Source organism: Allocoprococcus similis, from assembly GCF_054660775.1.
Window position 1 is genome coordinate 117,447 of record NZ_BAAHSG010000018.1, and the last position, 22,134, is coordinate 139,580.

The 22,134-nt window shown below is 37.6% G+C and carries 18 protein-coding genes and 1 pseudogene; 1 reads left to right on the top strand and 18 read right to left on the bottom strand.

What is annotated here, in order from left to right:
• Positions 1–83: 83 nt before the first annotated feature.
• Genes ACYQ5K_RS09795 through ACYQ5K_RS09815 form a run of 5 tightly spaced genes read right to left on the bottom strand, consistent with a single transcriptional unit; the run spans position 84 to position 5,223 of the window.
• A complete protein-coding gene (locus ACYQ5K_RS09795) occupies positions 84–464 on the bottom strand; it encodes a TnpV protein (protein WP_055151993.1) in 381 nt (126 codons plus the stop codon).
• Positions 465–484: 20 nt separating this feature from the next.
• The gene (locus tag ACYQ5K_RS09800) at positions 485–892 is read right to left on the bottom strand and encodes a DUF6262 family protein (RefSeq protein ID WP_008374214.1); all 408 of its coding nucleotides are present in this window, start codon (positions 890–892) and stop codon (positions 485–487) included.
• Positions 876–2,384: a tyrosine-type recombinase/integrase gene (locus ACYQ5K_RS09805; RefSeq protein ID WP_459777517.1), complete on the bottom strand. Its 1,509-nt coding sequence runs from the start codon at positions 2,382–2,384 to the stop codon at positions 876–878. Before ACYQ5K_RS09805 ends, ACYQ5K_RS09800 begins: the two co-directional genes overlap by 17 nt.
• Complete coding sequence (locus ACYQ5K_RS09810; protein ID WP_459777518.1) at positions 2,371–4,101, bottom strand: tyrosine-type recombinase/integrase; 1,731 nt, start codon at positions 4,099–4,101, stop codon at positions 2,371–2,373. The genes ACYQ5K_RS09805 and ACYQ5K_RS09810 overlap by 14 nt, the downstream gene beginning before the upstream one ends.
• Positions 4,102–4,119: 18 nt before the next feature.
• Positions 4,120–5,223: a tyrosine-type recombinase/integrase gene (locus ACYQ5K_RS09815; protein WP_118593400.1), complete on the bottom strand. Its 1,104-nt coding sequence runs from the start codon at positions 5,221–5,223 to the stop codon at positions 4,120–4,122.
• Between the two features lie 240 nt (positions 5,224–5,463).
• Between ACYQ5K_RS09815 and ACYQ5K_RS09820 the strand changes: the two genes are divergently transcribed.
• The gene (locus tag ACYQ5K_RS09820; protein ID WP_055289265.1) at positions 5,464–6,261 is read left to right on the top strand and encodes a helix-turn-helix domain-containing protein; all 798 of its coding nucleotides are present in this window, start codon (positions 5,464–5,466) and stop codon (positions 6,259–6,261) included.
• Positions 6,262–6,685: 424 nt separating this feature from the next.
• Here ACYQ5K_RS09820 and ACYQ5K_RS09825 read toward each other — a convergent pair whose 3' ends face one another.
• The 13 genes and pseudogenes from ACYQ5K_RS09825 to ACYQ5K_RS09885 form a co-directional block, all read right to left on the bottom strand.
• A complete protein-coding gene (locus tag ACYQ5K_RS09825; RefSeq protein ID WP_033126079.1) occupies positions 6,686–7,204 on the bottom strand; it encodes a ClbS/DfsB family four-helix bundle protein in 519 nt (172 codons plus the stop codon).
• Positions 7,205–7,257: 53 nt separating this feature from the next.
• Complete coding sequence (locus ACYQ5K_RS09830) at positions 7,258–7,860, bottom strand: Type 1 glutamine amidotransferase-like domain-containing protein (RefSeq protein ID WP_117682920.1); 603 nt, start codon at positions 7,858–7,860, stop codon at positions 7,258–7,260.
• 76 nt (positions 7,861–7,936) lie between these two features.
• The gene (locus ACYQ5K_RS09835) at positions 7,937–8,104 is read right to left on the bottom strand and encodes a transposon-encoded TnpW family protein (RefSeq protein ID WP_015513594.1); all 168 of its coding nucleotides are present in this window, start codon (positions 8,102–8,104) and stop codon (positions 7,937–7,939) included.
• A 1,247-nt stretch (positions 8,105–9,351) separates the two neighbouring features.
• The gene (locus tag ACYQ5K_RS09840; protein WP_173858373.1) at positions 9,352–10,158 is read right to left on the bottom strand and encodes a hypothetical protein; all 807 of its coding nucleotides are present in this window, start codon (positions 10,156–10,158) and stop codon (positions 9,352–9,354) included.
• Between the two features lie 15 nt (positions 10,159–10,173).
• Positions 10,174–14,835: an Eco57I restriction-modification methylase domain-containing protein gene (locus tag ACYQ5K_RS09845; protein WP_173858380.1), complete on the bottom strand. Its 4,662-nt coding sequence runs from the start codon at positions 14,833–14,835 to the stop codon at positions 10,174–10,176.
• Positions 14,822–15,847: a restriction endonuclease subunit M gene (locus ACYQ5K_RS09850; RefSeq protein WP_343000092.1), complete on the bottom strand. Its 1,026-nt coding sequence runs from the start codon at positions 15,845–15,847 to the stop codon at positions 14,822–14,824. The genes ACYQ5K_RS09845 and ACYQ5K_RS09850 overlap by 14 nt, the downstream gene beginning before the upstream one ends.
• Before the next feature lie 7 nt (positions 15,848–15,854).
• Positions 15,855–16,085, bottom strand: a complete 231-nt coding sequence (locus tag ACYQ5K_RS09855; protein ID WP_118524678.1) for a helix-turn-helix domain-containing protein — start codon at positions 16,083–16,085, stop codon at positions 15,855–15,857.
• Positions 16,086–16,987: 902 nt separating this feature from the next.
• Positions 16,988–17,839: pseudogene (locus ACYQ5K_RS09860) on the bottom strand (CpaF family protein); the annotation flags it as partial.
• The gene (locus ACYQ5K_RS09865) at positions 17,814–18,740 is read right to left on the bottom strand and encodes a P-loop NTPase family protein (protein WP_459777519.1); all 927 of its coding nucleotides are present in this window, start codon (positions 18,738–18,740) and stop codon (positions 17,814–17,816) included. The pseudogene ACYQ5K_RS09860 and the gene ACYQ5K_RS09865, both read right to left, overlap by 26 nt.
• A gap of 319 nt (positions 18,741–19,059) precedes the next feature.
• Positions 19,060–19,266 (bottom strand): pro-sigmaK processing inhibitor BofA family protein, encoded by a 207-nt coding sequence (locus tag ACYQ5K_RS09870; protein ID WP_008375529.1) that lies wholly within the window; start codon positions 19,264–19,266, stop codon positions 19,060–19,062.
• A gap of 180 nt (positions 19,267–19,446) precedes the next feature.
• Positions 19,447–19,935 (bottom strand): deoxycytidylate deaminase, encoded by a 489-nt coding sequence (locus ACYQ5K_RS09875; protein WP_008375533.1) that lies wholly within the window; start codon positions 19,933–19,935, stop codon positions 19,447–19,449.
• 11 nt (positions 19,936–19,946) lie between these two features.
• A complete protein-coding gene (gene upp / locus ACYQ5K_RS09880) occupies positions 19,947–20,576 on the bottom strand; it encodes a uracil phosphoribosyltransferase (protein ID WP_173689183.1) in 630 nt (209 codons plus the stop codon).
• A complete protein-coding gene (locus ACYQ5K_RS09885) occupies positions 20,558–22,096 on the bottom strand; it encodes an L-threonylcarbamoyladenylate synthase (RefSeq protein ID WP_173689193.1) in 1,539 nt (512 codons plus the stop codon). The genes upp and ACYQ5K_RS09885 overlap by 19 nt, the downstream gene beginning before the upstream one ends.
• Positions 22,097–22,134 lie beyond the last annotated feature (38 nt).

Consider the following 22,134-nt stretch of genomic DNA (forward strand, 5'->3'; position numbering starts at 1 on the left):
TCCGGACTTCCATTTTTTTGCTATCCGGACTTCCACTTTTTTGCTATCCGGGCTGCAAAATTCTTGCTATCCAATACAGTTCATTATCCTTTCGTGTATATCATTTCCGTCAAAATCATCTCTTCTGCATCATGACAAAGGGTATTCATCCTCCTTGTCCATTCCATGTTGTCTTGCCTTTTTAATTCCTCTGTAATTCCTTCTTTCTCCATCATCTGTTTTACTAATTGTTCTTCTCTATCCCTTGCTTCTGCATCAATCTGATTCAAATGCTCGACAAGTTTTCCTTGTAACAACAATATTTGATATTTTGCCTTTCTGTGTTCCTGTAAATAGCTTTTACGAAGCATCCCATATTTCCCATAAGTTGGTTCGATATCTGTAAGTGCCAATTCTGGCAAATAATAATCACCACATAACATATAAGTAAGTCCATTTTTCTCATCATAAATTTCGTTCTGCATAAAATATTCTCCTTTTCTTCCTATAATTGGTCGTACATCTTCAACAGTGTTCCCTTTTTCATTTGACTATATTTCACCTGTAATTCTTCATATTTTTTCTGAAGACTTTCATATTCGTTTTTCGGAACACTATCGGATAATTTCTGTTCTAAACTCTTAATCCGTGCTTCCTGTGCTTTTGCAATAGCATCACTTTTAGGATTTCGCAATATCATTCCCTGTTGTTTTTCCTTCAATTCCATCATGACCTGTTTCACATTCGGATTATTATAGAAAAAACCTCTGGAAAGTCCTGTTAGTTTTGTAAGTTCAGCAACTGAAATTTTTATATTTTTTCTATACATTGTTTCAATAGCTGTTATTGCTGTTTCCGTCATTTCCGCACTTTTTTCTTTTGCCAGTGCTACCATTTTATCGTGTTTCTGCATTTTCCTTTTCCCTCCTGTATTGTGCTAATAATTCATTCATTTCATCTCGTACAGCCTTTGTATCCTCCGCTAATGCTTCGTTTCTTAACCGCCGATAATGTGGTATGGTTCGTGTATCCTTATGCCCCAACAGCCTTGCAATGCTATCATCATCTAATTTCATTTCTGTAAGTTTTACTCCAAAAGTATGTCTAAAACGATGTGTACGAAACTCAAAATAATTTCCATTATCATCCCTGATATCATTTTCATAAATCATGATATTTACATGATATTTCAGCATTGAATCTGTATACAATTTTCCATTATCTTGCAGAAAAATATATTCTGAATCTGGATGCTCCTTTTCTGAAACTTCTATTGCTTTTCTAATCAATTCTGCCAGCTGATCGCTAACTGGTCTTTTGTATTTCCTTGTTTTCTGCTGGATAATAGTTATAAAATAATGTCCAGATTTCTCAGATAAGCAATCCCTTCGCAAAGTCAACGTATCCTCTATTCTTGTACCGAGCATCTGATGTATTATTAAACATCTGCCTAACTGGGGCTTTAATTTTGTTAATGCACAATTAAATTTTCTGATTTCTGCATCTGAATACGCTTCTGATAAAGCGTTGTCATATGCTCTGCAATCACTGGACAGAAAAAGGTTGCATATATTTCCTATTTCCAGTTCACGCCCTATTTCATCCAACAGATTATCCAAAACCGACAGCTCTGTCGTGTAACTGACTGATGTAAGACCGGTATCCGTTTTTATATAAACCAGATAATCTTCTATCATATCCCTGCTAATTTCTGTAAAGTGCTTTACTTCTGGGAATCGATCATACATGAAACTAGCAAACCGACGGAATCCACGCAATTCACCTTTTATACTACCCATTGCTTTTGTCTGGCAGTGGCTATACAATATTTTCTTTATTATCTCTTTAAATTCTTTTTGCCTGATCTCACGAAAATCTAATCTATATCTTCCACGAATCGGATTACTCCTTGGCACAATATCCAACTTTCTCATATCCCATACATCTTTTTCATTTTCTGGAATATCTGCTGTTTTACACTTCACAACATACTCATAATACATTTTCAGAAAAGAAATCTGAGCGCTACTTTGTTGCTCAACATTCCGCCTATCCGGTCTATTTCTTCTAACATACAGCGCCAATCCTTTTTTATATAAAAATGCTTTATAACTTCTCTCCAGTTCTTCCCATTTTTTATCAGTGATGCTGCTACAACTTGTACACTTCTCATTCAGAAATTCTTTCAACAGATCAAATCTGTAAATATCATTTACTACTGTTGATAATGACAAACGTCTACATCTATCATCGATATACCCATAAATCTCATCCTGCATCTTTTCATTATGAATCTCTGATATGTAGTACACCCTGTTTTCCTTCCATTTCAGTCCTGCCAACTGTTTTTCTGTAGCTTGTTGATAACAGTCATACGAAATCAAATTAATATTACCTTTCATCATCTTCTGCTCCTTTCAATTTAAATGACTGATTTTTAGAGAAATATTTATCTTCAGCCGATACAATACGTTCCGGCATGAAATCAATGTACTGTTTTGTCATATTCTCACTTGAATGTCCTAGATAATCTCGTACCCCTTGTATAGAAACCCCATTTCCGTACATTGAAGTTGCAAGGTTATGTCTGTAATCGTGTGCTCTAAAGATATAATCTCCGCAGGCAATCCCACGAACCTTACACTCCCGAATCATCTGATTTGAAAATGTCTGTCCATTAAATGCACCACCCTTTTTATTTTTGAATAAATACTCCCCATTTTTTATTCCGTACTTTTTTTCATAATCATTCACCAGTCCAACCAATAAACTGGGAACAGGAATGACTTTTTCTCTCCGCATTTTGCTTTGATATATGCGCATCCAATTCTCATTGCCTTGTGAATAAAAGGCTCCCGATTTTATTGTACAAACCTCGCTTTTCCTAATTCCTGTGCAAAACAAAATCAAATACATCAACTGTAAATGCTCTGGGAATGCCGGCAGCTCCTTAATTAGATGAGCAATTGTTTTTTCTGGAACACTTCTTTCATTGTGTTCCGAAAAACCTTTTTTTAAAAATCGTTCCGGATAAAACTTCAACACTTCAATATTTTTCATTTTCAAAAACTGTAGAAATGTATGCATATGTGTGATATATCGGTTAAAAGTGGAATACTTAATATCGGACTCCTCCAAAACAGACACATAATCCGCTATATCTTGTATCTCCAGTTCAGTTACTTTCTTACTCTGTCCATCCAGATATTTTAAAAATTGTGAAATAAAACTTATTGTATTTCGGATATTTGATAAAGACAGATCCGATATCCCGACCAAATATTTTGCGTATAATTGTAAATACCAACGATTTTCTTTTTCGTAAATATTAATAAATGAAAGGCTTTTAACAGGTGAACTGGCATTGATTCTCGATTTATCAAACTGAAACCTATCCATATACCAGATACACGCTCGCCAATTTGTCTCTGAATCTGTCAGAAATAACGTTCTTCTCGCAAACTCAACAATCTTAGAAGCCTGTTTTTTTATAATTTCCGACTCCTTGTTTAAATACAGATAAAATCTGTTTTCGTCTGCCTGTTCCATTTCTTCAATATCATCTATTCCGTACTTATCGCAAAACCGTATAAGTGCTTTTAATGGTTCTAAAAAATATCTTCGATGTCTTTGAACCTTATCCATATTCAGAATTTCACACAGCAATATTTTTGTCTGTCGCACCAACTGTGATGAATGTATCCTCGTTAAGTCCCATAACAAATCATTCTTATCAACCACCTGACGGAAAGATTGTGCTTTCTTCTTATTGGGGACATACAGCAAAAACAATTTGTCTTGCTTAAAAAACTCCTGTTCTACAGAGAAGGGCTTTCCTTGTGAATAGACATCCGGCATATTTTCTATTTTTAAACGATCAAATAAGCTCAGTAATTCCGCTTTATATTTTTCTGAAATATCCTCTTTTTCAAGAGAATCCATATACATTTTTCTCGTTTCATAGTTAATATCTGCAGTACACTGTATATCTGTATACTGAAAAAATTTGTATAACCGGTTATAGTATTTTGCTTCTCCAGTCGTAACTAAAGATATTTCTTCCTTTAATTTTTCAGATATTTTTTCCTGATATAACTTCGGAACAATTTTTAATACTGCCAAGGTAATCCCTCCTTCCTTTTACAGAAAATCTGCAATTTGGTATAAATCTTCATTATTTGAGTAGTATTGATCTGTCGCTTCTATCAATCGTTCATTATTTTCACCCAAGTATTTAATGGTAGTTTCAACTTTCTTATGCCCCAAGGCAAAACGAATGTCATTCAAATCCCATCCTTCTTTTCTTCTTTCCTCCGCAAAATAGTGTCGGAGCTGATGCGGATGGGAATTGATATCTGTTTTTTTGGATAGCCTTTTCAACATGCTATACACAGAATCCGCATCTAATGGCTCTCCTTTGTTTTTTCCAGTTAATTTTGTAAATAGATACTCCGAGTTCATCAGACTTTTTCGATTATCAGAAATGTACTTAACCAAGAACTCAAAAGTTGTATTACTTAACAAAGCCATTCTATATTCTGCATTTTTTGCTCTTGCCAAGTTGGTATTGGATTCACGATACCTTACCCAAACCGTCCTTCTTTCAAAATCAATATCTTCGGTATAATGGATTCCTAGAATTTCCCCTAATCTAAGACCGGTTTCTGCCATCATTGCTATCAGCAATCGATCTCTATCATTCGTACAGGCATTTATCAGCTCCTGTATTTCTTCGGATGTTATTTCTTCCAGATTAGGTTCTTCTTCTTTGAAGAAACCTTTAAACGAATTCACTGCATTTTGATGATTTACTCCCATACTGTCAAAATATGATACTTTTTTTACTCGTAAGACTTTAAGCATTGGCAAGACATCTTCCAGTGCCAAAAACTGGTAGTATCTGAAGACTGCACCAAGATACATATTGCAGGTCTTATTGCTCGTCTGTGTATTATGCTCAGTATGCTTTCCACTCTTAACCCAATACAAGAAATCAATAAAATGTTTATTCTGCTCTGAATAGGATAGCAATGTAATCTCATCCAATCCTATCGTTTGCTCCTGCAGATAATTGTAATAATATGAAAGTGCGAAGGCTGCGGATTTTACAGTATTCGGAGAAGCATTAATCTGATCCAGATGCTTCAAATACTTTGATGGAAGGATTTCAATTTCTTCAATATCAGAAATAATCAAAAAACGTGGTCTATTATCTTTCAAAACCGAAACAACCCTATATTTCAATCCACAGCCCTCCTTCCTTTCTTTTCGATTTGTTTGATTTCTTTGACTTCTTGATTTACATTATACACAAAGATGTCAAAATGTCAATTACGTTTTTGACTTCTTTGACTTCTAAAGGAATATCAATAAAGTATTTATTGATTTCTTTATGTTTTAAATTGATTTTTAGGGATATAATTGATAAGATAAAATACAAGAAGTCAATTTATACAAAGTCAAAGAAGTCAAGAGGAGATTTGAATGAACGAATTTATATCAAATTCAGGCACACTAATAAATCCTGACAGCGTTTACGATCAGGAAAGATTCATCAATATACTTCAAATCATTTTACAGAAAAAAACACAAAAAGAATTATCTGAACAAACAGGCTTAAATAATGCAACCATTTCACGAATGCTCAACGGTGCCCGATCTGGAAGACCATATAAAAGCACTATTGATAAAATTGCAAAAGCCATTGATGATCCAGAACTTATCCAAGAATTATATGATGCAACGGGATATTCTTCTAAGAAAATACGGGAACGGAAAAAGATAATTGCAGACAATGGATTTTCTCTGGATCTCTCTACTGTTCAGGTGCATGAAAAATTTTTTTCTACCTTAATGCGTGGACTTTCCATGATGACAAGTCTGCATAAAGTTGAATGGACAATAAAATCCGGAACACCCAGATCATACGATTATTTAATTGAATTAAAAGAGGGAAATATAGATTATTGGTATATTAGATATGTAGATAGAATTACTTCTGATGAAGAAAGAAAAAAAGCCTTAACTGCCATTTATGGAGAATTTGCAAAATTGAAATTAGGCGGAAAAATCAAAGTTTCTTGCGCCACTCCTTCTTACGAAGATTATGATTATTTTGTTACAATTCCGCCATATCAATTAAATACAAATGCTTCAATTATACATTTTGATTCTGAACTCGAAAGATTTGCAGACGAAACCTTTTTAGAGACAGCTTTACCACTTAAAGAAAATATTCCTGTTAAGGATTTTTGTAATCTTACCGAACCACTGATACTATAACTTTTTGATTTTATCACAGAGAGAGTTACTTATGGCTCTCTCTTTTTTTTACACTTCCTCCTCCCACGTCCCAACTCATTATGGCTAATCATTTTCTAAAGCAAGTATCGCCTAGAGTAACTCAAAATCCCATTTCTGGATTATAATTCTCTGACGTACTTAATGGAGATTACGATTCCCCATACTCTCAATATCACAAAATATCAAATTTTGCTATTAGCTCATAATAAATTTTCGCAGCTATCTGTTTTTGCACTCATAGTTACCAAAAGCTTTTTATAACCATCTGCTTCTACCAGTAACAAAATGTCAATAGTTTTTTAATCACTTTTTCAAAAAAGGCAAAAAAATAGAACGTATAGATTATTTCCATACGCTCTATCTCACATTTCATATTAAATTTTTGAATTCTACAAACTGGAAGTTATAGTGCAATCTTTTTCCATTTTCTAATCTTGGTTCTAAAGGTTCCGAACGGAGCAACTGTATTAACATGTATGAATTTGTATACTTCCCAGACAGCTGTTTTAGTTGCTTCGTCAGCCCATTTTCTCATATGTGGTTTAAATAATTCTTCATCACTCAGAGAATCAATCATTGCATAAATAGAGTTGATATTCTCATTCAATCTGTCTTTCAATTCTTGCAGTGACAGCTGAGCATATGTATCTGTGAACCATTGATATAATTCGCCAAGCTGATTCCACTTAAAATTATCCGAAGGAGTTTTGACAGGAATACCCTTTCTTTCGTCTGATTCCCATTTAATAACAAGAGTTGTCCAGCCAACCTGATAAGCAAGATTTTCTGCCGGAGTTCGATCGACCTCATCAATTCTCTTATCTTTTAAATGCTCCGGAATATCATTAAATTCTGAAATATACTTTGCAAAGCTTTTATTTATCTCGTTTTTAAGCTCGTCTTTATTCTCATATGTTCTCAATAGTCTATCTCCTCAGCTTCCGATTTTCCAGTTTCAAAAAAGGATTTTTCAAATTAGTCTTTGCAAATAACCTTTGAACCTTCACCATCAATTACAATTCCCTGATGGTTGTTAATAGGGCATAGATTCAAATCCGAAAACTCAGTCATTATTTTCTCGGTAACTTTCTTAAATGGTGCTGTAAGATAATGCGGAAGAACATAGAAATCAATCAAATCAAGCCCTGCATCATCTTCTTGTGAGTAGTCCTCCGGCTTTTCATCCATTTGCTCGATATATTGGATGCTTGGAGCGCATATAATTGCGCCTGCCGACTCGCCGATCATCAATTTTCCATTTACCAATTCCTTTTTCAGCAACCCATCAGTTCTTGTTTTACGGAGTTGGTCCATAAGAAAGAAAGAATTTCCGCCGGTAAAATATATCACATCTGCATCTTCAAAAACAGACTGTATCGTTGAATAAGCCTCCGTTGAAATATCAATTTCAGTTACGATTGCTCCCAACTTTTTGAATAATTTTCGAGCCGAGCCGACATAACCGGTGTAGCCTTCACACAACGAAGCTGTTGGAATAAATGCGACTTTCTTATTTTCAATTTCTTCTTTTATCAGACTTCCTACACTTGAAAAGTGCGAACATAAAAATAGTTTCATCAATATTCTCCTTTATAAATACCGATTTGTTACTCACATGATATCATATTTTTTCTTCAATTACATCCACCTAATTTTAATATACTGCCTGTCGACTTGCTTCTGTAACCAGCATCCGGTTAATCTTCTCCTGCATTGTTTCCTTTGCATTTTCATTGAAATGATAACGGACAACATAGACTGTCTGCCCGATTTTCTTTGTAAATGTGTTACCCTCTGTTTTTGTATTCATCATTTTTTCCATAATCATTTTTCCTTTCTTTTGGAGCCCCAGCAGAGAGTCATTCCATTGGTCTCTGTCAGAACATTATTCTTTAAATCAGGCCCAAAATGGGCACTTCCAGTTTCACAGGCTACCTATATATAGCCTTTTCATTTTTGCTTGCAAAAAGCCTTGTGATCACAGCACTTTTTTAACGTAAAAAGCGTTTTAATATGATACAGCCAACGACAAGAAGCATATCTAACAAATATCATTGTCTATCACTTCTGTTTTCTCTGCCGATATCTCTCTGGTTAATGCCTAATAATCTTCCCTGCCAGACAAGACAATAAGTACAGCGTTTGCTTCTATCGTGTTTCCAAATACTTTCTTCCATCATACGATGGTTCTTCATCAAGTTCCAGTCCGTGACGTTTACAGATATCTAAAAACATTGTCCGGCAGGCAGAATCGGCTGCAGATTCAAAATTTTATTATTCAAAATAAATAAAAATGGATTCCACCAAAATACCCATCACCAAAAATGTACTGGACACTTCTATTCATTATATTTGCACCAACAACTTGAAGTTATCTTCCTGCTTACGACTTTCCAACAACATAAACTCCAAATATCATTTTGATAATATAAAGATACTTCTTTCTTACCCCAGAGCAAGATCCACCTGTGTTTAACAATATTGTCTTTCCGACAAATGTTCTTTCATCAGGTTTTTATCTTGCTGGGGATTCCCCAAACCCATTCTTTCTATTTATGCCGAGGTTACTGTACACATTAGAGCAAGATCCACCCCGGTAATACCATATCGCTATTTTAGCAATATGATATTTTCCGGACGTAGGATTCTTGCTGAGGATTGTGCTCCCCAGTTCCTCACATTCAGCATAAATATACACTTGGTTCCCTGAATTTTTCCGGTCACATCACAGGGATATAAAATAGACTAAATATCTCTATATCCCTGTGAAATCACTATGTGATTTTAAAAACAGCAAGGACAGGAAGTGTGGATACACTTCCGCAAAATTGCCAATTTCGGAGCCATATCCCAAATTGAAAAATACATAAAAATCAAAAATCCGAAACCTTACTCTATATCCAAATTTATAATTTTTACAGATTACAAAAAAACCAATATGAAAATTTTACAAATTTTGTAACACCTGTAAAATTCCCATATTGGTTTTCATTCATCTTTTATGGATTTGGAATATTCTATGTTTTCAAATATTTTACTTTGAGCAAAAAACAGCTCTATAAACTTTTATCATTGCATTTTCTGGTATAATTTCATCAACTCTCCCACACAATCTGTTTCCGTCATTTTTGTACTAAAGCCATACGCAGCCATAACAGCTTTATCATGCGTTCCCTCAAGCGAATAGTAATTAGTATCGTCAAATGTTTTCAAAGCAAATGTTTGGAACATTTCATTACCATCAATATCATCGTAGTTAATATTGAACCACTTGGGAATTCCATCTTCTGTACTTTCATAATCTGATTCTTGTATTTCTATTATGTGTTCTTTCCATTTTTGAACATCTGGAGAATTCGAATAAGCAACCTGAATTGTTTTCCTCTCATTAGGCTTTAAAAGTTGAAATAGATACTTATCAAAGATAATTACATTCAAAATAGGATAGATGCTCACATTCTCAAGCGAAATAGTAACATTCTTGTGTTTTGGATAAGTAGATGTATCATACAAATTAAAAACTTCTGCAGTTCCAGATATTTGTTGGTTTAATCCATCGATATTTATTGAAAATATTGGCTGAAGCTCTTTTTTACGAGATTCAATTGCCTTATCCTTTTCAATCTCTGCAAAGTGTTTTGTCTGTAATGTGGCAACAATACTGACTATGATAGTTCCTGCAAACGCTAAATATGCACCCAAAAATGAAAGCCAATCTTTTTTCTCTAAATTCACTCCAGCTGTTATAAATCCATTCCCTTTAAATGAAAGATATATACATATGTATGCTCCTACCAATGCAACAAGCGAAATTAAGAGCCACTTTTTGTTCTTTGAAAAAAAGGTTAGCTTATCTTGTTTCTTTGAGTTTTTCAATGAATTACCCCCCATTTACTCATTAGCATTAAGAGCGTTCATAACCTCTTTAACAACTTTACCGTCCCATCCAACGCAAAGCATTTCTTTAGTTATGATAGCTTTATAGACCGGATTTTTTTCGACTATATTCCAAAGATAACGCAAGATAATAATATAATCATCAAAGTTATCCTTGACTTTATCCGCTACATTCTTACGCCACTCATCTGAAAATTTTTTGCCTGAATAAATATCGTTTAAATCCTTACATATGAAGTTGATTGCTCCGCCTATGCCCGGAAGTTCGTTTTCATTTGCATCAGGGCTTGGATTTTCAGCAATTTTTACATGAAGCAGTAAATGCTCAAGTAAATTGCAGTAAACAAGCCTATCCGCTTTTTGATACTCAAAAGGATTATTAACTGCAAATTTATCGTTACAAAGCATTATTGCCTTGTCCTCATCAATATGATGACAGAACAGTCCTTCATTAGTTCGAGTAACCAAAGGATTTTTTATTTTGCAAGCAGTATCCTTAAAGTAATTATGTTTTGCAGAACCGTATTTTTTGAGCAATGCAGAGACAATATCTTGATAATTCGTTTTCAGCATTGATTCATAATATGAAGTTCCGTCCATTGGTTTAACTTTACTTTCTATGAAAGCAATTTCTTCATCTGAAAGCCCATACTTTTTATAAAGCAGCAAATCTATCTCATGAATAGACTTAGACCAGTCAATATCAGAGTTTTCTGAAAATTCTTGACAAGGAATCATTTCCCATACCATTGGCGGACAGTGTTGTGTTACTTTTTTTACCCCCAACAATGCTCTGAAAAACTTTGTTTTCATGTATTTTTGAAGTGCTAACGCTTCAAATTTGGTATCAAAGGCTCCTAAACTTATAAATGTATCTGTTGCACCCTCCTCTGGTGAAAGTAATTCGCCAACAGTTAACCTTTCACCGAATCTACCATTAGAATTCGCTTCAGGAGATGCTACATTGTATTTGTCTATAAACTTATTGGGTTGAATATATTTTTTTAATATATTACAGATTGAACGTTTGCCACCAACTCGACACAAAATTCTCAGACAAGGCTCGTTTGTCTCATTTGCAATTGCTTCTGGCACTTTTTCAAAGAAATTTGATACTAACATATTACCAGTACCTTTTCCTAAGCGTTCAATAGCATCAGGATAGTCTGCATTAAAAATGTTTGTTGTTCTATATGTACCACGGGCTGATATTATTGTATCCATTGTTGGTTCGCACATATGCTTTACCTTTGATATAATCTCGTTAAGTTCGGAGTATGCTGTAAATATATCTATTGCTCCGAAATTGGTGTTACTATCATGATAAGTAATCGCAACGCCACCCTTAATATCAACTGTATCAAAAACATCCTTTGAATTTTCAAAATAACGAATCACTTTAAAATGCTCGTCACTCAGCATTTTCCTGTTCCACTCTTTAGATGTTTGTCCGGCATCAAATAAAAATCTTGCCGGAGTAACAAGGGTTGCTATAGGAGCAAGTTCAAATGCCATATCATAGAAATAATTGTATATAGGTGGCTTTCTCGTTGCATCCGTCTCTTCCTGATAAGGAGGATTTCCGACAACCGCATCGAACTTCATTTCTTTCACATCCTTTTTCCAGTAGGAGCCTTTCATCACACGCTTTTTGAATTGCTCCGGTTTGTTTTTTAGCATATTTACAAGGTCATCAAAATAATGAGCGTTGCACTTAACATCACTGTAACCGCAAAGAGTTCTTCTGGTGATAGATTTTGCCATAGGTGTTTTACAAATGACATAGACATTATCCCTTATAACCTCATTCCAGAAATATTGACACTCTTCGGGAGTCCAGTCGTCATCGCTCATACCATCCATACGCTGCTTGTAAAAGCTGTAAGCAACATACAAAGGATACAGACCTGTCTTAGAGTTAATCTCAAGTATCTTTGAATTTTTAGCAAATACAGCCTCCGTAACTTCACCATGGTCAACGAAGCGAGGTTCTTCAAGGCGGTGCTTTTTCTCCTGAGTATCCTCTTCAAATTTATCGTTATAGAAGCACCACCCGCCGAGAGTTTCAGACATATGCATATTCACAACTCTCCACGGAGTAAGAACAGTTTCTTTGTCGGGATTCTTGAAATGACGGAATATCTCCGCTATTTGAATAACACGTCTTGTCGGTGTTTCCCTGTCGGCGGCTGCCGCAAGCCTTCTGATACGCTTACCTGCCGCAATAAATACGTCTCGGTCATAATACTTAGTGAACTCGGTAAATATCTTTTTACTTACGCCTGTAGGCATAAATTCTTTCCAAGATTCATCATCAATAATATCAACAAAACTGTTAATATCGATATCTTCCTCAATCGGGACATCCGCACCATAAATCATAAGTGGCATACGAATAGAAACACCACGCAGGATATCAATAGCCTTTTTGCGTGCTTCTTTAGCTTGTTTCTTTTTCTTGCGTTCTTCTTGCTCTTCCTTTGTCAAATCCTTTGGCGGTGTAGGCGGCTCGGGGTCGTCTATGTGCTCAACCTGTTCATCAGTCAAGCCCTGTCCGTTGACAACAACATCTTTCTTTTTCTTGGATGCTTTGGACGCTCCGATAATATCTTTAAGCTCATTAAATTTAGAAGCATCGATTTCGTCAAGCTTGAGAAGTTCGTCATTATAAAGAGATTCGTCCTCAAAACCGCTATTTACCGCACGCTCGGCATAAATCTGCTTTATTTGTTCCATCATAGACTCAACGCTGTATGTTCTTGTCTTTGAACCGGAAATAGCAATAACAGGGCAGTAATTGAGAAATTCGGTCATTGCTTCTCGGCGTTTTTGCTGGCTCTTTCCCGGCTTACGGGATAAATGTACCGTTTCGGTCAGAACTTTAAGCGTTCTGTCAGGAGCGAAGTCAAACACATAGCAATCTGTTTTCTGTTTGCCGTCAATCGTACCCGCAGACTGCACTCTGAATATGGTTTGCATATACTGAGCCGCCGCAGTGGAGTACGAACCTGAAAGCATAAGCACTGCAGTCCATTCCTTTACTGTTACTCCTGTTGTAAGCTTGCCGCAAGACAGAGTTATAGAGTGGTCATAATTCTTGATAGTATCACGGACAAGTTCCAGTGCGTCGCCTGAATGTTCTTCTTCGTATCTGTCGCCTTTTCCCGCAACATTGGCTATGCCGAAATGTTTAAATACAGGGTGATTTCTGAGTAATTCACTTAAAGCCTGAGCCTCTTTAACACCCGGCACCATCCACAAAGTATGTCGGAACATATCACGATATTCCTGAGTGGAGTAAGGATAACCGCTGTCGGTATCTTCTCTGACCATTAAATTGAGAAAAGCGTTGACATCATTTTCGTGTACAAATTTGCCCTCAACGGCATTTTTCGGAAGTTCACGATTGCCGTTAGGTCCTTTGTACCAAACTCTGAAAAATTCCCTAAAGTTAAATGCCTTGGTATCATATTCGTCAGAAACATATTTCTTGAGTTTCTCGCCTAAATCATAAGTGAATATATGCATTTTCGGCAAGTCTGCGTAAGGATTATGATCGCCCTGATGAGTTAAATCCCACTCGGTCTTTTTCTTTTGTTCCATAACATAGTCCCAAGTGTAAACATTATCTTCTCCGAACTTATCAAGAAGGTTAAACGGAGTACCTGAGAGAGCAAGAACCTTTGTATGATCTTTTTTTAGAGCTTTAACCACATTATCGCCAAGCTCGGTCTGAGTGCCCTCGTGAGCTTCGTCAATAATGATTAAATCCCAGTCAAGTGCAAATACAGCGTTATTCTTATTGAATTTACCACCAACAATCTTAGAACCTCTTAAATCCTGAACAGAAGCAAAATAAACAAAATATGTTCCGTCTTTATCCAGTTTACGGATTTTCAGGTCATTCTCTGCATCCGTCTTTTCATCAAATGTATATGCTGAATCCTTTGTTTTACGTTCGTAGTGATATTCGTGTTCAGAGTTGCCCGGAAAGAATATTTTCTTAAAGTCCTCGCTCCATCCGTCATCAACAACAGGACGATGCGTTGCGATAATTACTCTGCGGTACTGGCTGCGTCGAATAACCTCAAGTGCCGACAAAGTTTTACCAAAACGCATTTTGGCATACCACAGCATTTCATCATCTTTCTTGAATGTTTTTAAGGTTTTCTCGATAGCGTTAATCTGCTCTTCCCTGAAATCGATTGTTTCTTGACGCGTTTCTCTTACAAAATCAGACGAAGATAATGTTGATTTACCGTTCTTTACAGATTTTATAGCAGCTTTCACTGTTTCAATGTCGGTTGCAAACCACTCTTCTCCGGTAGCTCCGTTTGGCTGAACCTTATGCACGCCTGAATTCATAAGAACCTTGTGAACATCTTTATCTTTAAAAGTAAAGCTATATCCGAATTCTGTTTTAAGGGCAAGCTCTGTATATTCAAGCTTATAGCTCATGCTTGCAGTCTTTGTATAACTGTCAATACGAGCCTTAGCCGCCTGATTTAAAGTGTGGCAGTTCGGCACAAGCTCATTAGGCATTATGTCTGTTTTAAGAGTAGCTTCTCCAACTTTCAGCATTCCTTTATGCGTTTCATAAGGCATACTGAACACATATATCAGCTTATAGCTATAGGTTTGTTCAAATTTTTCCATAACTTGCACCTTCTTTCAATACATCTATGAACCGGATACTCTTATTGAGATTTGTCCAGTCATATATTCGGCAGTAAATTCCCGTATGACCGAAAATATCATTTTTCGCACAGCCAGGACACATAGTGTTTATTTCTTCTTCCGTCTCCTCAAATAAATTCATTTGATGAAATGTTTCTTTGATTTCGTGGCACGAATAAGGCACCACACCTTTAAGTCCATCCATCTGCCAAATATTCCAAGCAATAATATTGGCTATTTCTTTCAACAGTGAAAGAGGTGTTTTCTCTCCAAATCTTGCTTCATAATAGTCCATATAATCATAAAGCAGATTTTCACGGGCAATCAGTACGCTGTCCCCCTGAAATTCATAGCCGTAAACGCTCTTTAATGCTCTGATTGACCATTTAATCCAAGTGTCTTTATCATTGCAGTTTTCATTTATAACACGCATTTTTCTGTCAAACAGTCCTATACGTTCATTAATGGGAATCAATTTGCCTGTGGTTGTATCATATCTGCTTATAAGATACGGAGCTTCTCCGCAAGTAATTTCCAAACGTTTGGCGTCTACATATTTTTTCCATGTTTTCTTCCCATCAAATTGAATCTTATCTTTTGCAGTTATCCAGTATGTTCCGTCTGGTGTATTAAAAACATCTGGTTTGCCGAACCACGCTTCATCAACCTGATTATTTTGCTCATTACAAATCCACGACGGAGTAAAAACTTCAGCTCTCTTTCTGATTCTTCGCTCCTGAACCTCTTTAGACTTTGCAGCTCGTGGCTGTATCACATTAAAATAAACACCCGTAATCAGCTCTACTTTCATTTCAGCCCGCTCGTTAAATTCATAGCCGTAAGCTTCATAATCCTTTGTGCACCACAGTATATTCTTCTTTGTGGTCTTATCTTTGAGAAGAAGCCGCAAGATTTCCGGGCTGATATCAGCAATATCGTCTTCTAATATATCTATTTTCTTTTCAAGCTCTGTTCTTTTAACTTCTTCCATATATCAATCACTTGCCTTCAATTTTATCTTCGTTCTCATTGGGTAAAATTTCTAAGATATCGTCTAGGGTGCAATTAAGATGATTACATATTTTTACGAGGACTTCCACTTGGACAGACTTGTTTTTTCCAAGATTAGCCATTGCATTAGAAGATATACCAATTTCAGTTCGCAATTTCGTTTTGTTTATATTTTTATCAATCATTAGTTTCCATAATTTATTGTATGAGACAGCCATAATTACCTCCTCATCTACAGAAATATTTACAATGTCAAAACCTAAAATAAATAATACCATATTAAGTTGAAAATTTCAACGAAAATTGTTAAAACTCAATATTACACTTATGTTTTGATTGAAGTTTTAATTGGGGGATATCATTTTCTATCAAGGAAATGGTATCCGTTTTTTATTCCCTTAATTATATAGGGTGTGTATTTTGACACCCTATGTCCAAATAAGTGAAAGGAGTTTTTACAATGCTGCGATTATCAAAGATGATAAATAACACTTACAAAGAATTTCAAGCTCGTACAAGCGAAAAAATTGCCGATTTCGGCACCAAATCGATATAGAAACGGAGGTGATGCAGTGAACAGATATTTCAAAATATCGGATGCTAAAAACTTTGCTTTCTACAAAGTACCAAAAGCGTTATTTGAGGAAAATATAAATCTGTTTCAACAGATGCCAAAATGCTGTTCGGACTTTTGCTTGACCGAATGTATTGTCCATCACTATTTTATCTTATCCCAAATTCATCATCCGCTCCATCCGCCACCTTATATATGAATACCCATTCCAAATATTCGCTTTTACCGGATACTCTTTCCTGTAAACAAATATAGTGTGATATTTAACAAAATGTATTCTACACCAATTATGTATATCTTTCATATATATGTTATTTATACCATTCACCCACTGTTCTAAAGACCATATGTCTTTATCTGACACTAACTCCATTATGAACAGTACATTATAATATTGAATGACACCTACTCTCTTCCTTTCCTCTATTAACCTTTTACACAATAACCTATACTTAATGTTCATATCGTTCCTATGCCTCTCCCTCTAATCTATATTTTCCATCCTTATATACGTTATATATATAATTATTATATAGTACATATAAACGCCTGTAACATATCCAGTGCTTCTTCTCCTCTGACTTCACCGACAATAATCCTCTCTGGTCGCATCCGGAGCGCTGTCCTGATCAGATCACGGATATTGATCTCCCCTGTTCCTTCTACATTTGCATTCCGTGCTTCAAGCCGCACCAGATTGGGAATCCCTGTGATCTGCAGTTCCGCGCTGTCCTCAATGGTAATAATACGTTCTTCTTTCGGAATAAAATCCGACAATACATTCAGAAAAGTTGTCTTTCCTGATCCTGTCCCTCCGCTGATAAAAATGTTATACTTTGCCTTCACGGCCTGTATCAGCATTGCTGCCGCTTCTTTTCCGATAGAACCTGTGTCGATCATCGTCTCCATCGTAATCCTGCTTTTCGGAAACTTTCTGATCGTGACGATCGGTCCATTGAGCGCAACCGGCGGCAGTACCACATTTACTCTGGATCCATCCTCCAGTCTCGCATCTACGATCGGTGTTGCCTCATTGACAACCCTGTTACAGCCTGCTACCATCTGCTGAACCACATCTTCAAGCTTTCCCCTTGAAAGAAACTTTTTATCGGTTTCATAAATCCTTCCGTTACGCTCGATGAAAATCGGCTGCGTTCCATTGATCATGATTTCCGTAATCTCTTCATCCTCGATCAGCTCCTGCAAGATATCCAGCTTTCTGAACGCGTTAAAAAGCTCTCTCCCGAGAATTGCCTTTTCTCCAAGCGGAATGAACTCTTCTTTCGATTTTTCTTCCAGTATCCTGTGGATCAGTTCCAGCAGCTCTTCATCGCTTGCTTCCTTCGACAGATCCATCTGCGCCAGAATTTCTTCATGAAGTTGTTCTGCCCTCCGCATAGAAGAACCTCTTTTCTGTACTTTCTTTTAATAACTCAACTGTTTCTTTTACTGTCTGACGCATATTTTTCCCCATATTGATATACATGGTACGCGACTCCAGCTCCTGATACTGCAGTACCTTCAGCATATGCTGGTACTGCGCAATTTTTGCCATCGCATATACATCCTCCGCACACGGCATGAGAATCTGGTCACACAGCCTTAATAGCTGAAATACATCCTCCATCCCATTTCCGATATCCAGAATGATCACACTGTATACACTTTGGCTGATCAGTCTTTCAAATAGAGTTTTCCATTCCTCTGTATGCACAGCACGAAGATCTGTCCATACTTTCATTGGCGGGATATAGTCCAGATCACCCATTCTTTTTACCATGGATGCAATCCGTATCCCGATATCATCTCTTTCCTGTTTTGCATAGTAAAGAACATTTGCCAGATCAGGAGCATCCTGATCCCGGAAATATCCTCCCATGCCTGCATAGGTTTCCAGATTCAGATACAGCACGTCCTCTGACTGTGCCAGTGCTTTCCCAAGTTTCAGTGAAAACGTTGTCTTTCCAATTCTATGAACCGGTGAATACACTCCAAGGATTCTTCCATTTCCGTTATCCGCACACGATCCCGGAAACTTCTCCTCCTGAAGTCCTTTTAAAATCCCGGTCATCAGTCCGTCAACCGGCTGATATTTCCGAAGCTCCGTTTCCTCCTCTCCCAGATCCACACAATGCTGTCTCGTCAGAATAATTCTCTTCCCGGCAAAAATCTGCTTTCTTTTTTCATATGGAACATCCTCACTGATCAACAATACCTTTATCAGACCAATCTTCAGTAACTTCTGCACCATTTCCGGCGACGAACAGATTCGCACTCCTGCTGTCACCTCTTTTTTCAAAAGCAGCGCCTCCGCAAGTCTTCTGACATACTCTTCTTCTGGATCACAAATTAAAATTTCTCTGTCGATTCTTTGCTCTGCTCCTTTCCGGCATATCCGCCCTTTTTCTTTCAAACTTTGAATCAAATGCCGAATAGCATATGACGGAACACGTTTGCATTCCTTTTTTGACACAGTATTTATCAGAATATAAATACTGCCGAAACTGATTTTTTGATTTTCTAACTTATTGCTTTGCCTCTCTTGTAAGACGTATTATATGCGCCACTTTTCCCTTTGTCCATAGCTTTAAACCAGAAAAAAACGTTTTGCGCAACACCTACATAAACTGATAAAACATAATGCCATAAAGCATGGCAACTCCCGGAATTCCAAGACATCCGGACACAAAAAATGACAGGACATTTAGTCCGACAGAAACAGGAATGTTTCTATAGTCCATCCATTGATTGACCAGAAAAATACTGCCCATTCCAGTCAAAGCCCTGACAATAAAGTTTATCTGCCACGATCCTCTTCTTTTCATGCTCTGCCACCTCCTGCTTTATCTTATGAACTTTTTCACACAGATATGTTTTTTACCTCTGAAAAGAATTTCCTGTCAGATGAAAAAGAATGTGCCTTTTATTTCATAGGAAGTTCCTTTGAAATAAAAAAGAGTGCCACTGTCTGCACTTCGCAGTCCAATGGCACTTCCACATATCTTTTATAATTCAATTTCCACTTTTCGACCGGTCCGGTGATACTGATGGTATCGTACTCCGGCACAGTCAAACATCATTTTAGATGCTTTTACAGAAGTTGTATCTGCATACTTGTCTGAATCATAGATTACTTCTTTGATTCCACTCTGAATGATCGCTTTTGCACATTCATTGCACGGAAAAAGCGATACATAAAGTTTGGCTCCTTCAAGACTTCCTCCACTGTAATTCAAGATTGCATTCAGTTCACTGTGTACGGTGTATACATACTTTGTCTTCAGCGGATCCTCACCTTCCCGTTCCCACGGAAATTCATCATCCGAACAGCCTCGTGGCAGACCGTTGTATCCCATTGACAGAATTTTGTTATCTGCACTTACGATACAGCATCCCACCTGGGTATTCGGATCCTTTGACCGTCTTCCCGAGAGAATGGCAACTCCCATAAAATATTCATCCCAGGAAATATAATCCTGTCTTTTTCCACTCATGATCGATTCCTCTATTTTGTTCCGAAAATACGGTCTCCGGCATCTCCGAGCCCCGGAACAATATATCCATGTTCATTTAACTTTTCATCCAATGCTCCAATATACACTTCAACATCCGGATGAGCTTCCTGAAGCTTCTTTACTCCTTCCGGTGCTGCAATAATACACATAAAACGGATATTTTTTACGCCTCTGTTCTTCAGCATCTGGATCGCTGCGATACAGGATCCTCCCGTAGCAAGCATCGGATCTACTACAAATACTTCTCTTTCTTCACAGTCAGCCGGAAGTTTGCAGTAGTATTCTACCGGTTCAAGAGTTTCCGGATCACGGAACAGACCGATATGACCTACCTTTGCAGCCGGAATCATCGCAAGCATACCTTCTACCATTCCAAGTCCTGCTCTCAGGATCGGAACAACAGCAAGCTTCTTTCCTGCAAGCTCTTTTGCTGTCATCTTGCAGATCGGTGTCTGGATCTCGACATCCTGTAATTTCAGATCTCTGGTTGCCTCATAGCACATCAGCATTGCGATCTCACCGATCATCATTCTGAAATCCTTTGAACCTGTTTCCTCTCTTCTGATAATCCCGATTTTGTGCTGGATCAGCGGATGATCCATTATGTGTACATTTGACATTTGTTTTTTGCCTCCTCGTTTAACTTATTGGCAAGTTTTTTGACATACCCCTGGATCAGTTCATACATCTGCTCATACTGTTCCTGTGTCTGACCATATACAGACGGAATCTCTTTGCTTCCATTTACAAATTCACACAGTGTATAAACCTGTCCTTTCCCCGGATAATCATTCTGTATCTTTTGTTTGATACTGTCCTGCATTGCCAGAACAAGCGTATCTTCCCCAAATTCCTCTTCTGATAACGCAACAGTCTCATATCCTTCTGTCTCAATATGATGTCTCGCCAGAAGTTCTTCTGCTCTCGGATTCAGTGGCTCCGGGAATAGAACCACAAGTCCTCTCGCACACACCTCGTATTCCTGGAAAAGCGGCTGCTTTTTCAGAATTGCTGCTGCGATCGGAGCACGACAGTTCGCGCTGTTGCTCACAAATACGATCCTGCGGTAATCCTGAAGCTTCGTGATCTCAGATGCCTGCAGTACATGATGTCCTGCTGCTTTGCCCAGCCGGTTCATGATCGCAGTTCCGATACCTGCTTCCGGAAATGCTTCACTGTAAATGTAATCAACTTCCTCTTCATCAAATTCACGCAGGACTTTATAAAGGTTTCTCGCAACCGTCTTTTCATTCACACGGGAACCTATGCATTTTACTACACCGGTCGTATACTGATCAACCGATTCATTAGATGCAATGATCCCCACCTTATATCCAAGTCTTACCTGCTCGTAAGCAATCTGCTTGATCGCACGAACAGCCTCTTCAGGCTCTCCATCGACAATGATCATCTCTGCCTTCGGCGCGTAATGACGGTACTTCATTCCCGGTGCTTTCGGTGCTTTTGTGCTGTTCTCTGAAATCAAAGTTTCATCCACAGCCACCTCACCGATCACTTCACTTAACATCTCTTTTGTGATCGCTCCCGGTCTCAGGATCATCGGTGGTGTCACCGTCATATCCAGAATCGTAGATTCTACTCCGATATCTACACTTCCTCCATCCAGGATCATCTCGATCTTGCCACTTAAATCCTCTGCCACATGCTGTGCTGTCGTCGGGCTCGGTCTTCCGGATGTGTTGGCGCTCGGTGCTGATACATATCCGCCTCCTGCAAGGATCAGCTCGCGGGCAATCTCATCATCCGGCATACGCACAGCGACCGTTTCCAGACCACCGGTTGTTCCAAGCGGAACTTTTTCGTTCTTATTGAAAATCATCGTAAGTGGCCCTGGCCAGAAATGTGCCGCGATCTCATCTACAATAAGTGGTACAGATTCAACGATCGCACCCAGATCCTCCAGTCTCGCAATATGGACGATAAGCGGGTTGTCTGACGGGCGTCCTTTTGCTGCATAGGTCTTTTTCGCTGCCTCCTCATCAAGCGCATTTGCCCCCAGTCCGTAGACTGTCTCTGTCGGAAATGCCACCAGACCGCCGTTCTTCAGGATTGAACCTGCTTCTTCCATAATCTCCTGATCTATTTGGTTTCTGTCTATTTTTTTTATTATTGTTTCCATGTGTTTCATTATAGCATTATCCACATGGCATGGCAATT

Coding starts and splice junctions, on each gene's coding strand:
- upp (WP_173689183.1), bottom strand. CDS start 20,576: ATGTCAAATGTACACATAATGGATCATCCGCTGATCCAGCACAAAATC.
- ACYQ5K_RS09820 (WP_055289265.1), top strand. CDS start 5,464: ATGAACGAATTTATATCAAATTCAGGCACACTAATAAATCCTGACAGC.
- ACYQ5K_RS09845 (WP_173858380.1), bottom strand. CDS start 14,835: ATGGAAAAATTTGAACAAACCTATAGCTATAAGCTGATATATGTGTTC.
- ACYQ5K_RS09885 (WP_173689193.1), bottom strand. CDS start 22,096: ATGGAAACAATAATAAAAAAAATAGACAGAAACCAAATAGATCAGGAG.
- ACYQ5K_RS09850 (WP_343000092.1), bottom strand. CDS start 15,847: ATGGAAGAAGTTAAAAGAACAGAGCTTGAAAAGAAAATAGATATATTA.
- ACYQ5K_RS09805 (WP_459777517.1), bottom strand. CDS start 2,384: ATGATGAAAGGTAATATTAATTTGATTTCGTATGACTGTTATCAACAA.
- ACYQ5K_RS09835 (WP_015513594.1), bottom strand. CDS start 8,104: ATGGAAAAAATGATGAATACAAAAACAGAGGGTAACACATTTACAAAG.
- ACYQ5K_RS09870 (WP_008375529.1), bottom strand. CDS start 19,266: ATGAAAAGAAGAGGATCGTGGCAGATAAACTTTATTGTCAGGGCTTTG.
- ACYQ5K_RS09795 (WP_055151993.1), bottom strand. CDS start 464: ATGCAGAACGAAATTTATGATGAGAAAAATGGACTTACTTATATGTTA.
- ACYQ5K_RS09855 (WP_118524678.1), bottom strand. CDS start 16,085: ATGGCTGTCTCATACAATAAATTATGGAAACTAATGATTGATAAAAAT.
- ACYQ5K_RS09875 (WP_008375533.1), bottom strand. CDS start 19,935: ATGAGTGGAAAAAGACAGGATTATATTTCCTGGGATGAATATTTTATG.
- ACYQ5K_RS09830 (WP_117682920.1), bottom strand. CDS start 7,860: ATGAAACTATTTTTATGTTCGCACTTTTCAAGTGTAGGAAGTCTGATA.
- ACYQ5K_RS09800 (WP_008374214.1), bottom strand. CDS start 892: ATGCAGAAACACGATAAAATGGTAGCACTGGCAAAAGAAAAAAGTGCG.